Here is a 12,796-nt window from a genome sequence, read left to right as displayed (position 1 = left end):
ACTATGGCAATCCGACTTGGCAGCCCAACCTTCCGCGCGGGCGCGTCCGCACCCCATGCCGGGCTGCTTGACTCCTACGGCCGCCGGGCCACGGACATGCGGCTCTCGCTGACAGACAAGTGCAATCTGCGCTGCACCTATTGCATGCCTGCCGAGGGTCTTCAGTGGCTGCAGAAGGACCAGGTGCTCTCGCGCGAGGAGATCGTCAGGCTCGTCGCCATCGGAGTTAGTCTTCTGGGCATCCGCGAGCTGCGGCTGACCGGTGGTGAGCCGTTGGTGAGAGCGGACCTCGTGGACATCATCGCCGATATCCGCGCACAGCACCCGGACCTGCCGGTGTCCCTGACAACGAACGGTCTCGGTCTGGACAAGAAGGCGCAACGGCTCAAGGACGCAGGCCTGACCAGGATCAACGTCTCGATGGATTCGCTTCACCCGGATACCTTCGCGCAACTGACGCGTCGCCCGTTCCTGGACCGGGTGCTTCGCGGCATAGAAGCGGCTGCCGCCGTCGGGCTTGGACTGGTGAAAATCAACGCCGTGCTGATGCGGGGCATCAACGACCACGAGGCGCCGGATCTGCTTGAATGGGCTGTCTCGCGTGGCTTCGAACTGCGTTTCATCGAGCAGATGCCCCTTGACGCCGATCATGGCTGGACCCGTGAAGGGATGATCACCGCGGCGGAAGTTCGTGAGCGCCTTTCCGAACGCTTTGTGCTCACGCCGGACCCCCGGAACCGGGACGGTGCCCCCGCTGAACGGTGGGAGGTGCGCCGGCCGGAAAAGCCCGACGTCGTCGTCGGCACTGTCGGCATCATCGCCTCCGTCACGGAGCCATTCTGCTCCGATTGCAAGCGCACCCGCGTCACGGCCGAAGGCAAGATCATGAGTTGCCTTTTCTCCCGGGAGGAGACGGACCTGAGGGACCTGCTCCGGTCAGGAGCCGACGACGCCGCCATAGCCCTGCGCTGGCAGGAGGCTATGTGGGCCAAGCCCAAGGCGCACGGCATGGGTCATACCGGGCTGGGAGCTGCCGACTTCGTACAGCCCGACCGCTCCATGAGCGCGATCGGCGGCTGAGGTGCTCGTTCGATACTTCGGCGCGGCCCAGGCGGCCGCGGGCGTCCCTGAAGAACGCCTTGAACTGGACGGCGTGGGTCTGACAGCGGTTCTTGAGGAGATCCGCGAGCGACACCCCGAGGGTGACCCATCGATGGCACGGGTGCTGGAGCGGAGCAGCTTCCTCCTGAACGAGGTAGCGCTGCGTGACCGGAGCGAGCCGATCGGCCGTGACGACGTGCTCGATGTCCTGCCGCCGTTCGCCGGAGGCTGAGGCGGCAGGACATTCACCCCGGACTACAGTCCCAGGTCGGCTTCGCTGTCGAAAGGTCCGACGACGGTAGTTGTGCGCGGGGCGTCGGCCAGTTGCCGTGCGAGGCGCTGCACCTGCTCGGCCGTCACGGCCCGGACCCGCTCAAGGGTCAGGTCCAGCCCCAGGAACTCACCGCTGACGAGCTCCGCCCGGCCCAGCCGGGTCATCCGCGAACCGCTGTCCTCAAGTGAGAGCACCATGCCGCCGGACAGCTGACCCACGGCGCGCCGCAGTTCCTCGTCACTCACTCCATCCGACGCCAGCCGTTCCAGCTCTGCACTGAGCAGGCTGATGACCTGGCCGGTCTTCGCCGGACTGCACCCTGCATACATGGCGAAGTAGCCTGCGTCGGCGTAGGACGCCGAGAAGGAGTAGGTCGAGTAAGCGAGTCCGCGCTTTTCCCGAATCTCCTGGAAGAGACGTGAGGACATCCCTCCGCCGAGCACCGCGTTGAGGACGCTCATCACGAACCGCCGGTCATCGGTGGCAGTCAGCGCAGGACAGCCAACCAGTACATTCGCCTGCTCGACGGCTCGACGGATGACCTGCACTCCCCCGGCAGCCTTCAGCACGGCCGGCTCGGGTGCGCGCCTCGGCACGGGCGCTGCGTCCGCCGCCAGGGCCCACCCTGCCCGTTGAAGCGCCTGAATAACGAGCGAGCACACGACGTCATGATCGAGGCCGCCGGCCGCAGTGACTACCAACTCTTCGGGGCGGTAGTAACGGCGGTAGTGCTCGAGAACCGAGTCACGCGACACAGATTTGATCGCCTCGGGCGTTCCTCCGATGGGACGGCCCAGCGGATGTGAGCCAAGCACGGCTTCCACGAAGTTCTCGTGTGCCACGTCGGAGGGATCGTCGCTGTCCATCGCGATCTCCTCAAGAATGACGTGCCGCTCCTGCTCCAGCTCCTCGGGATCGATGACAGCCGAGGTCACCATGTCCGCGATGACATCGATCGCCATGGGCAGGTCTGAGTCGAGAACCCTCGCGTAGTAGCAGGTGTTCTCCTTGGCCGTCGCAGCGTTCGATTCGCCCCCGACCTCGTCGAAAGCGGCGGCGATGTCCAATGCAGTCCGGCGCTGCGTCCCCTTGAACAGCAAATGTTCAAGGAAGTGCGTCGACCCGTGCTCCCCGTCAGCTTCGTCACGGGAGCCGACCCCTACCCAGAAGCCGATGCTTGCCGAGCGCTGGCCCGGCATCGCCTCCGTTAGCACACGAACACCACCGGGCAGCACCGAGCGTCGGACCACTGCTCCGCCCTGCGTTCCCGCAACCAGCATGGACGAATTTTCCAAGCCGCCCGGCGTCAGCGGGAGCACTACGGGTGAACCCTGAACTGTTTCAGTCATATCCTTCTCCTCAACGCCAGCGGCTCCACGGCGAACTCTGTTCGCCGTGGAGCCGGTGGATTGTGCTTGTGAGCGTGTGCGCTAGTTGTCGTCGCCCTCAGCGGAATCCTGGGCGTCGGCAGGCGAAGCGTCTTCGGCAGCTGATTCGCCGGCTTCCTCTGCGACCACCGGAGAGAGGGACAGCTTTCCGCGGTCGTCGATCTTGGTGATCTCAACCTGGACCTTCTGGCCTACGGCCACGACGTCATCGACGTTGTCCACCCGCTTGCCGCCGGCGAGTTTGCGCAGCTCCGAGATGTGGAGCAGGCCGTCCTTGCCCGGAGTCAGCGAGACGAACGCGCCGAAGGTGGTGGTCTTTACGACGGTGCCCACGTAGCGCTCGCCGATTTCAGGAACCTGCGGGTTGGCGATCGCGTTCACCGCGGCGCGCGCGGCCTCGGCGGACGAGCCGTCCGTGGCGCCGATCAGCACAGTACCGTCGTCTTCGATCGAGATGTCGGCGCCGGTGTCTTCCTGGATCTGGTTGATCATCTTGCCCTTGGGGCCGATAACCTCGCCGATCTTGTCGACAGGGATCTTCACCGAGATGATGCGCGGAGCGAACTCGGACAGCTCATCCGGAGTGTCAATCGCGGCCTCGAGCACACCGAGGATGTGCAGGCGTGCTTCGCGGGCCTGCTTCAGGGCTGCAGCCAGCACCGAAGCGGGAATGCCGTCAAGCTTGGTGTCCAGCTGGATCGCGGTCACGAATTCCGAGGTACCTGCAACCTTGAAGTCCATGTCACCGAACGCGTCTTCCGCACCGAGGATGTCGGTGAGGGCTGCGTAGCGGGTCTGGCCGTCGACCTCGTCGGAAACGAGGCCCATGGCGATACCGGCAACCGGAGCCTTCAGCGGGACACCGGCGTTGAGCAGGGAAAGCGTGGAGGCGCAGACGGAGCCCATCGAGGTGGAACCGTTGGAGCTGAGCGCCTCGGAGACCTGACGGATGGCGTACGGGAACTCCTCGCGGCTTGGCAGCACCGGAACGAGTGCACGCTCCGCGAGGGCGCCGTGTCCGATTTCGCGGCGCTTCGGGGATCCGACGCGGCCGGTCTCGCCGGTGGAGTACGGCGGGAAGTTGTAGTTGTGCATGTAGCGCTTGCGCGTCACCGGCGACAGCGAGTCAATCTGCTGTTCCATCTTCAGCATGTTCAGCGTGGTGACACCCATGATCTGGGTTTCGCCGCGCTCGAAGACTGCCGAACCGTGAACGCGAGGCAGAACCTCCACCTCGGCGGTGAGCTTGCGGATGTCGCTGAGGCCGCGGCCGTCGATGCGAACCTGGTCGCGGAGGATGCGCTGGCGCACAACCTTCTTAGTGACCGAGTTGAATGCGCCCGCGATTTCCTTTTCGCGGCCTTCGAACTGGCCGGCAAGGGACTCGATGACCTCGGAACGGTAGGCGTTGGCCGCGTCTTCGCGCTCCTGCTTGTCAGCGATGGTGAAGATCTCAGCAAGGCGTGAGCCGGCTGCGCTCTCGACGGCCGAGAAGACGTCCTCCTCGTAGTCCTTGAACACGGGGAACTCGACGGTGGGCTTGGCAGCGCGGCCGGCGAGGTCGGACTGAGCTTCGCACAGTGCACGGATAAAGGGCTTTGCGGCCTCAAGACCGTCGGCGACGACCTCTTCGGTGGGAGCGGTGGCACCGTCGTCCTTGATCAGGGACCACGAATTGTCGGTGGCTTCCGCCTCGACCATCATGATGGCGACGTCATCTCCGACGACGCGGCCGGCAACGACCATGTCGAACACGGAGTTCTGAAGCTCGGAGTGCTTCGGGAAAGCGATCCACTGGTCCTCACCCGAGCCGTCGGAGACGAGGGCAACGCGTACGCCGCCGATCGGGCCGGAGAACGGCAGACCGGAAAGCTGCGTGGACATGGAGGCAGCGTTGATGGCAACGACGTCGTAGCGGACGTCGGGGTTGATGGCCAGCACGGTGACGACGATCTGGACCTCGTTGCGCAGGCCTTTCACGAAAGCGGGGCGCAGCGGGCGATCCATGAGGCGGCAGGCAAGGATGGCCTCGGTGGACGGACGCCCTTCGCGACGGAAGAACGAGCCTGGGATGCGGCCGGCAGCGTACATGCGCTCTTCGACGTCCACGGTCAGCGGGAAGAAGTCAAAGCCTTCACGCGGGGACTTGCCGGCGGTGGTGGCGGAGAGGAGCGCGGTGTCCTCGTCGATGTAGACCATGGCAGCGCCTGCTGCCTGCTGGGCGAGACGCCCGGTTTCGAAGCGAACAGTGCGCTGGCCGAAGCGACCGTTGTCAATAACGGCTTCGGCGAACTGGATTTCGGGACCCTCCAAGAGAGTCACCTCCGTTTCTTTGGTGGCGGAGGCAGGCGGCGTCTTGCTGGTCAACGCCGTTAGGACGGGTTGTGGCACCCGGTCTTCGATCGAGGTCCACGGGAGACCATCACAAGATGGTGTCCCGGAGACCACTACCGAGGACCGCGAATGCCTGCTTGTCCGCCTGGCTCCTGGTTATGAACTTGGTACTTCATGCATTCTTGCGAACGCGTCGCTTTGCGGCACACGGCCGGCAAAGATGGAAGGCGGCTCCTCCCCGAGGGAAGGCGCCGCCTCACAGTCTAACTAACGGCGCAGGCCGAGGCGCTCGATGAGCGTACGGTAGCGCGTGATGTCGGTGTCGCGCAGGTAGTCGAGCAGACGACGACGGCGACCCACCAGCAGAAGCAGGCCACGACGGGTGTGGTGGTCGTGCTTGTGCTTCTTGAGGTGTTCGGTCAGGTCGAGAATGCGGCGGGAAAGCATCGCGATCTGCACCTCAGGCGAACCGGTGTCGCCCTCAGAGGTTGCGTATTCCTTGATGATTTCCTGCTTCAGAGCGGCTTCAAGTGCCACAAATAACTCCTATGAGTTGTACCGTGAACAAAATGATGCCGGTTCCCCTCGCAGGCGAGCGGAGCTCCGGCGGTGGCCAAGCAACCACGGACTGCAGCCGGACCGCAGTCAACTTTACCCGTACGTACGCTGTTCTGTCGAAAGCACAGCTCGCGTCTGGTCGACGTCCAGCCGCATCTGTTCGATCAACGCTTCCGGCCCCCGGTAGGCAACCATTCCCCGCAGCCGACGCACGAACTCCACGATCACCGTCTGCCCGTACAGGTCGAAGACGTCGATCTCCTCCTTGGGCCGGTCAATCACGTGAGCCTCGACCTGCCTGCTGACCCCTTCGAACGTCGGATTGGAGCCGACGGAGATCGCTGCCGGCCAGCGCACCTGGCTGCTGTCGATGAGCCATCCGGCATAGATCCCGTCCGCGGGGATGAAGCCGGTCGATTTCGACGACAGGTTGGCGGTCGGGAATCCCAGAGCCCTTCCGCGGGCCGCTCCGTGGACCACTTCACCCCGCATGCGGTGGGGCCTGCCCAGGATCCGGGCGGCGGTGGTGACGTCACCGGCAACGAGTGCTTCCCGCACCCAGGTGGAGGAACAGCGGCGCTCTCCTCCGGCCGTCGTGCTTTGCAGGCTCGAGCCGTAATCATCGATGACCACCACGTCGAAGCCCAACTGGCCTCCGAGCGCCTGCATGGTTGAAAGGTCACCGGAATTGCCACGCCCGAAGCGCACGTCGTGACCGATGACGACTGCTTTCGCGCGCAGGCCTTCAACGAGGACGGAACACACGAACTCCTCAGGAGTCTGCGCCGCAAGGTCAAGCGTGTAGTGCATCATCAGGAGGCCGTCGATGCCTGTGTCGCAGAGGGTCTCGACCCTGTCCTGCAGGCCCATAATCAGCTCCGGCGCGCTGTCCGGACGGTGGACCTGGGCGGGATGCGGTTCGAACGATATGACGACGGCGGCTGCGTCCCGTTCGCGTGCCGCTGCGACGAGCTGCTGGAGCACACTCTGGTGGCCCCGGTGAACACCGTCAAAGTTCCCGATGGTGACAACTGTCGGACCGAAACCCTCCGGCACATCGGCCAGGTCTCTCCAGTAGAACACGCATCTCCTTGGCGGTTGGACGGGTAACGGCACCCTTCGTTGTTCCTTCATTATGGCCGATGGATGCAGGCGGTCTCGACGACCCCGTCCGCGAACTGTGTCTTTCCCTCCACACACTCACCAAATGGGGCGGGTTATGCACATGAGAATGAGAGCGCATCCAACCACCGCCAGGGGTAGCGACGATGGTTTCTGTGGGCTGCTCCCGCTGGCTTCGGCGCGGCCCTGAACCCCTGATCTGGAGGACATCCGTGCCATCTTCTTCTTCTCACTCCCCGCGCCGGGGCGTCCTGCGGGCCGCCGGTGTCTGGCTGTTGCTCGCGGCTCTGCTGTGGCTGCCTAATATCTCACCGTCGCAGGCCGCTCCCGTGGGAAGCGAGTGGACGCGTGCGGCAGGCGTGCACGCCGCCGAGCATTTCGTGGGGCAGTACAGGGACTCACGCGGCCAGGTGGCTTACTGCACTGACTTCGAACGTCTCTCCCCGGAGAACGCAGCCGGGTACGACAACGGCCATTCGGGCGGATTCGTCCGGAGTGACGGCAGCGCGCTGACGGCGACGGAAAACGCTGCCCTGTCCTACCTGCTGCACCGGTGGGGCGCGACGAAGGACAGTGCCATCGCGGCGTCCGTCCAGTTGGCTGTCTGGGCGATTACCTCCCCCGGAATGGCCTGGGACTCCCCCGGGATGAATGCCGTCCTCCGTGCTGAGGGGCTGCCGGCTGACGTCATCGAGCAGGCGCGCTCCATGACCAGAATTGCGTTCGACGGAGCCGGACCCTACAAAGTATCGATCGAGCTGGAGCCCGTAGGGGAGGACGGGACGATCACCGCAGTTATTGGAGTGTCGGGAGCCAACGGCCGACCGGCCGCCGGCCTGACAGCCTCCGTGGAACTGACGGGGCCGTTCGCGCTGGCGGAGAAGGCAGAGTCCACCTGGACAAGCAGCGAGGAACCGCACCGCCTCAGTCTGCGACGGACCGGGTTGGGCAGCGGGTCCATGGCTGTTGCGGTCCCCCGCACGCCTGCCGCTGGCGTGAGCTGGCTGGTGCCGACGGGCGGGGATGTACAACGGCTGCTTTTTGCCGCAGTTGTCGAACCGCGCGATGCCGCTGCAGCCATCTCGGACCTACCGGCTTTCCAGCCGGCGGTCACAACGAAGACTTCCGCTGCCCGAACCGGGGCGGGCACTACCGTCCATGACGTCCTCACGGTCAGCGCTACTCCCCCAGCAGAGGACGGTTCACCTGTGTCGGCTCCATGGTTGTCCGTGCCCGGCAGCGCGACGCCGGTCTCCGTGGAAGTGGTTTCCACTCTCTGGGGACCGCTTGATGCGAAGCCTGTCCTGCAGGAGTCGGTACCGGAGGGCACACCGAACGTCGGCACGGTCACTACGCGGGTGGATGGTCCCGGCACCTACAGCACTGCGGGCCTGGCTGTGCCATCGCCCGGATGGTACGTCTGGACGGAGTCGATCGCCCCCGAAAGTGCTCTTCCGGCCGAAGCGTCCAGCTACGTTCTCGGGTGGCAGGGTCAGTACGGCTTGGAAGCCGAGACAACATTCGTGCCGTGGACGCCGAAGATCAGCACCCAGCTCTCCGCTCACGATGCACTTGTCGGTGACCGAGTCACCGACACAGTAACCGGAGTTGGCTTCGGGAAACCCGCGACCGACTCCGGAGGTACCATCACACTCTCAATGTATGGTCCACTCCCCGAGCGGCCTTCTCTCGCGGCAAAGGTTCCTCCAAATGCCCGGCTACACTCCGAGATGACCGTGCCTGCTCTGAACGGAAGCCAGTCCAGCGAACGCTTCGCCGCCTTCAGCGAACCAGGCTGCTATACCGTCGTGGCGACCTACCCCGGTGACGAGCACAGCGACCCCTTCACGTCCGCCTTTGGCGAACCGTCGGAAACAGTGTGCGTTGAGGCGAAGGCGGTTATGGCGCCCCCTGAGACGGTTGCGGAGGAAGCACCTGCCACTCCCGCCGCGGACACCGGTACTGCAGCACCGGGTCCTCTGCAGCACCGCGAAGAGCTGGCCCAGACAGGCGTCCGTACGGAGGTCACCGCCGGAGCGGCGCTGGTGCTGCTCGGTGTCGGCCTGGCCTGTCTCCAGCAGAGCAGAGCGGGCAGGCCGGGCAATCACCGCCGAACCTAGGAGCGGGCGCCGTACTCCCTGCGGAGCTCGCTGGTCTTGGCAATGTACCGGTGCCAGACAAGCAGCGCTGCGGGGAAAGCCAGCTCGACAACCATCAGGATGATCAGGAGGTAGTGCGGAGTTCCAGAGAATGCCCAGGAGAGGACGCGCCCGATGCCGCCGATGAACACCATGAGGCAGACGAGCCACAGCATATTTGCCCACTGGAACTTGATGGCGATGGTCACGAAAGCGGCGCCCACACCGACCATCATCGCGGCAAAGAAGCGGAACTGGTTCTCCAGTGTCGGGTTCACCGAACCATCTCCGGTCTCCGGCAGTCCGGTCGTACCCGTGATCAGGTAGTACCCGCCGAACCCGGCGATAATGAGTCCCACGAGCACCACGACGGTACGGAAGACACCCCAGTCGTTACCGGACTTGGCTGACTTCCCGGAGTCCTTCTTCGTGGTCTTGGAGGTGGCTTGCCCGGAAGATGGTTGCCTCGAGGTGGCTTGCCCGGACGATGGTTGCCTCGAGGTGGACTGTCCGGACGATGGTTGCCTCGAGGTGGACTGTCCGGAAGCGCTCGTTGCGCCTGTCGGTCCGCTCGCGGTGCCTCCGGATCCGCGTCCTGCATCCGTGGAAGAACTGCGACGATCCGGCTGCGTGTTGTCAGGGGTGTTGCTGTTCATGGTGTTCCTCTGTGGTCGACGATGCGCGGGCCAGGCCCTGTCAACTCATCCTCTCACTCCTGAAGTCCCTGCGCGCGTCAGCGATGCTAGCTTATGGCGCGGTGGCGGTATAACCACCACAGACCCACCGCGGGCAGGATCAGCGGGACAAACCCGTAACCACTGCCGTAGCCAGACCACACCGTGTCCGCAGGAAAGAGGATCGGGTCAACGAGGCTTAGTGTTCCGACAGCGATTACCCCAACCAGTTCCAGACTCACGGCAGCGACGGACAACCGATACCAGCCCGGCCCCGAACGGCTCAGGGAAACTGTAGCGAATACGTACACAAGGGCGGCTACTGCGGTCAGCGTGTAGGCCAAAGGAGCCTCGCCAAACTTGGTCGCAATCTGGAAAGCGGCGCGCGCGGTGGCCGCCAGCGCAAAGACGCCATACACGGCGATGAGAAGACGCCCGGGTCCCCGGCTCAACTTACCGTCGGTCGCAACAAGCCTCCGAGCGCCGTCCGGCGCGCCGGAACGATCCGGTTGCCCGGGTGTCTGTCCCGCTCCACCGCGCGTCACGCCGGCACTGCTCCGTCCCATATCTGCTCCATCCGATACAGCATCACGAAGATCGTTACTCCCACTGCGCCCAAAACCAGGTTGCTCCACCACGAACGCTCGAGAATCGCCCACCAGAATGCGCCCACCGGGATCACCAGTGCCGTCAGCAGGTATCCCCAAAACTCCCATACCTCACCGGTGACGGGCTCCCCTCCAGCCTGACGGAAGATCCCAGCCACTAGGTACACCAGCAGGAACAGTTCAACGGCGGCCACCGCGAGGATGGTTACGTCGTTGGGAGGCTGCCTGATGACAGCTGCGCCGAGGCACAGCAGGGTCGAGAGAAAACACACAACGGTGCCTGCAATGAAGAAGCCGTCGACCACCATTAGTTGCCCGCCTGCCCCGGCGCGAAGACCAAAGCCGGTTTCGCCTCCCCGCCCCGATTTTCAAGAAGGGCGATCAAAACACCGCTGGGAGCGAAAGCGGCAACGGGACGCTGGTCGGAATTCCCGGATAACACGTCCGCGTCCGTATCGGCACTGATCCGGCGGCCGTGCGAGAGGTCCTCGGCTTCACCAGCGCTCAACTCACGGACGGGGAACAGCGCGCGGGCGGCTTCATCGATACCGAGGAGCCTGAAATCCTGGGCCAGCTCATCCAGGGTGGAGGACTGGGCGAGCGTATACGGGCCCACTTCGGTGCGGCGCAAGGCTGTCAGGTGACCACCCACGCCGAGGGCCGTCCCGAGATCACGTGCCAGGGCGCGAATGTACGTTCCGGAACTGCACCGGACCGTCACATCAACGTCCTGGACCACCCCGCCGTTCAGGTGGCGGATATCGGAGATGTCGAAGCTGTGCACCGTCACCGGACGAGGCGGCAGCACCACGTCCTCGCCTGACCGAACGCGGTTGTAGGCCCGTTCACCCTTCACCTTGATGGCGCTGACACTGCTGGGGACCTGCTGGATGGGGCCGGTGAGGCCCGCAACGGCCTCCCGTATGGCGGCCGTTGGGACGGCAGCAGCTGAGGTTTCGGCGATGACGTCGCCCTCGGCGTCGTCAGTAATCGTGGATTGCCCCAGGCGGATCGTGGCGGTGTAGGTTTTCGACGTGCCGACGATATACGTCAGAAGGCGCGTTGCCCTGTTGATTCCCACCACCAGGACGCCTGTAGCCATGGGATCGAGGGTTCCTGCATGTCCCACTTTCCGGGTCCCTGCGAGCCGCCGCATTCTTCCCACCACGTCATGGCTGGTCCAGCCCTGCGGCTTGTCCACTATTACCAGTCCTGAGTGGACCTGCCCGGAATTCACGCCTTTCAGTATAGATGTCGGGAACTCGCCATCCCGCACCGCTACTATGCCCCTATGCCGTCCATTCCCAAGCACGTCGAAGAGCTTCCCTCCAACCAGATCCGGGAGATCACCCAGGCTGCGTGGGCCACTCCGAATGCGATTGTGCTCAGCATCGGCGAGCCGGCATTTCCCGTTCCACGTCACATTCTTGATGCTGGAATAGCGGCGCTGGACAGGGATGACACCAACTACACACCCAATGAAGGCATCGCTCCCCTACGGCGGAGCTTCGCGACGCGGTTCGGCAGCCGCAACGGCATGGAGGTCGATCCGTCCAGGGTTTATGTGACTGCCGGGGCCCAACAGGGCCTGCACCTGGCCATGAGTATGCTGCTCGACGCCGGGGACGAGGTGTTGATCCCCAACCCGGGATATCCCACATTCACCATGACCGCACAACTCGTGCACGCCCGGCCGGTAAGCTATCCGCTGCGCCCCGAGAACGGTTTCCAACCGAGAATCAGCGACCTTGAGCAGCTCGCAGGCTCGAGTACCCGCCTCCTGGTATTGAACTCCCCATCAAATCCGCTCGGAGCCGTCTTCAGTGAGCAGCTCACCCGCGACCTCGTTGATTTCGCCGAACGCCACGACCTCTGGATCCTCTCGGACGAATGCTACGAAGCGTTCACCTACGAAGTGCCGCACGTCAGCCCTGCGCGCTTCGACACCACGCCGCAGCGTGTACTGACCTCGCTCACCCTCTCCAAAACCTTCGGACTTACCGGATTGCGGATCGGCGCGCTGGTGCTGCCGAGCGGTCTCGGCAAGGAGTTCAACACCGTAATGGAGTCAATCGTGTCCTGCGTGGGAGCGTCGCCGCAGTATGCAGCCGTAGCCGCCCTGACAGGACCCACTGATTACATCGAAACCGCGTTGCACCACTATCGCTCGAACCGGGACGCAGCGACGGCGGTACTTGCCTCGCTCAACATCCCTTACCTTGACGCTCAGGGGGCGTTCTACCTCTGGGCCGACATGTCCCACGCCACAAGCGGCGATGTACGCTCCTGGGGCCGGACTTTCCTGGCGGAGGAGGGTGTCGCCGTCGCGCCCGGAACGGCGTTCGGCTCCAACGGTGAGGGCTGGATCCGGATTGCACTCTGCACCGACAAGGAAAGCCTGCTCACCGGATTGAGCAGGCTACCCGGGCGTTAGGGGTTCAGCGCGGTTCCAACATCCTGCGCAAAAGCCGTGGGCCGCTGCCCTGTCGTTCAAACGACCGCTCCGAATGTCTATTTACGTGGTTGTCCATCGGGTCTAATCTTTGAATGGCTTCGGCGCTGCGCCGCTTGACGGCGTCATTTCCGGTTATGGGCAGGC

12 protein-coding genes are annotated in these 12,796 nt (G+C 64.3%); 4 read left to right on the top strand and 8 right to left on the bottom strand.

Features of this window, described 5'->3' with window-relative positions:
* Positions 1-3 precede the first annotated feature (3 nt).
* A complete protein-coding gene (moaA, locus tag AC4D2M_RS06890; protein ID WP_490890861.1) occupies positions 4-1,080 on the top strand; it encodes a GTP 3',8-cyclase MoaA in 1,077 nt (358 codons plus the stop codon).
* A gap of 1 nt (position 1,081) precedes the next feature.
* Positions 1,082-1,333 (top strand): MoaD/ThiS family protein, encoded by a 252-nt coding sequence (locus tag AC4D2M_RS06885; RefSeq protein WP_490890860.1) that lies wholly within the window; start codon positions 1,082-1,084, stop codon positions 1,331-1,333.
* 23 nt (positions 1,334-1,356) lie between these two features.
* Here the strand turns inward: AC4D2M_RS06885 and AC4D2M_RS06880 are convergent, their stop codons facing one another.
* The 4 genes from AC4D2M_RS06880 to AC4D2M_RS06865 form a co-directional block, all read right to left on the bottom strand.
* Entirely contained in the window at positions 1,357-2,724 is a 1,368-nt protein-coding gene (locus AC4D2M_RS06880; RefSeq protein WP_490890859.1) for a M16 family metallopeptidase, read from the bottom strand.
* 81 nt (positions 2,725-2,805) lie between these two features.
* The gene (locus AC4D2M_RS06875) at positions 2,806-5,076 is read right to left on the bottom strand and encodes a polyribonucleotide nucleotidyltransferase (RefSeq protein ID WP_490890948.1); all 2,271 of its coding nucleotides are present in this window, start codon (positions 5,074-5,076) and stop codon (positions 2,806-2,808) included.
* Positions 5,077-5,364: 288 nt separating this feature from the next.
* Complete coding sequence (gene rpsO, locus AC4D2M_RS06870; RefSeq protein WP_026545461.1) at positions 5,365-5,634, bottom strand: 30S ribosomal protein S15; 270 nt, start codon at positions 5,632-5,634, stop codon at positions 5,365-5,367.
* A gap of 114 nt (positions 5,635-5,748) precedes the next feature.
* Positions 5,749-6,789 carry a bifunctional riboflavin kinase/FAD synthetase gene (locus AC4D2M_RS06865; protein WP_490890858.1) on the bottom strand — a complete coding sequence of 347 codons (1,041 nt, stop codon included), beginning with the start codon at positions 6,787-6,789 and terminating at the stop codon, positions 5,749-5,751.
* A gap of 200 nt (positions 6,790-6,989) precedes the next feature.
* On the opposite strand from AC4D2M_RS06865, the gene AC4D2M_RS06860 reads away from it, so the two are divergent.
* Complete coding sequence (locus AC4D2M_RS06860) at positions 6,990-8,897, top strand: hypothetical protein (RefSeq protein ID WP_490890857.1); 1,908 nt, start codon at positions 6,990-6,992, stop codon at positions 8,895-8,897.
* On the opposite strand, the gene AC4D2M_RS06855 is transcribed toward AC4D2M_RS06860, so the two are convergent.
* The 4 genes from AC4D2M_RS06855 to truB form a co-directional block, all read right to left on the bottom strand.
* The gene (locus AC4D2M_RS06855) at positions 8,894-9,571 is read right to left on the bottom strand and encodes a DUF4345 domain-containing protein (protein WP_490890856.1); all 678 of its coding nucleotides are present in this window, start codon (positions 9,569-9,571) and stop codon (positions 8,894-8,896) included. The two genes, AC4D2M_RS06860 and AC4D2M_RS06855, sit on opposite strands and share 4 nt — an antisense overlap.
* A gap of 86 nt (positions 9,572-9,657) precedes the next feature.
* Complete coding sequence (locus AC4D2M_RS06850) at positions 9,658-10,155, bottom strand: hypothetical protein (RefSeq protein ID WP_490890855.1); 498 nt, start codon at positions 10,153-10,155, stop codon at positions 9,658-9,660.
* Entirely contained in the window at positions 10,131-10,505 is a 375-nt protein-coding gene (locus AC4D2M_RS06845; RefSeq protein WP_490890854.1) for a hypothetical protein, read from the bottom strand. Before AC4D2M_RS06845 ends, AC4D2M_RS06850 begins: the two co-directional genes overlap by 25 nt.
* Complete coding sequence (truB, locus tag AC4D2M_RS06840; RefSeq protein ID WP_490890853.1) at positions 10,505-11,434, bottom strand: tRNA pseudouridine(55) synthase TruB; 930 nt, start codon at positions 11,432-11,434, stop codon at positions 10,505-10,507. Before truB ends, AC4D2M_RS06845 begins: the two co-directional genes overlap by 1 nt.
* 54 nt (positions 11,435-11,488) lie before the next feature.
* Here truB and AC4D2M_RS06835 point away from each other — a divergent pair, with 54 nt between their 5' ends.
* On the top strand, positions 11,489-12,631 hold the full coding sequence (locus tag AC4D2M_RS06835; RefSeq protein ID WP_490890852.1) for a pyridoxal phosphate-dependent aminotransferase: 1,143 nt from the start codon (positions 11,489-11,491) through the stop codon (positions 12,629-12,631).
* Positions 12,632-12,796 lie beyond the last annotated feature (165 nt).

The organism is Arthrobacter sp. TJ-270 (assembly GCF_058269075.1).
The sequence above is the reverse complement of the archived record's forward strand: the minus strand, read 5'-3'. Positions and strand labels throughout refer to the sequence as shown.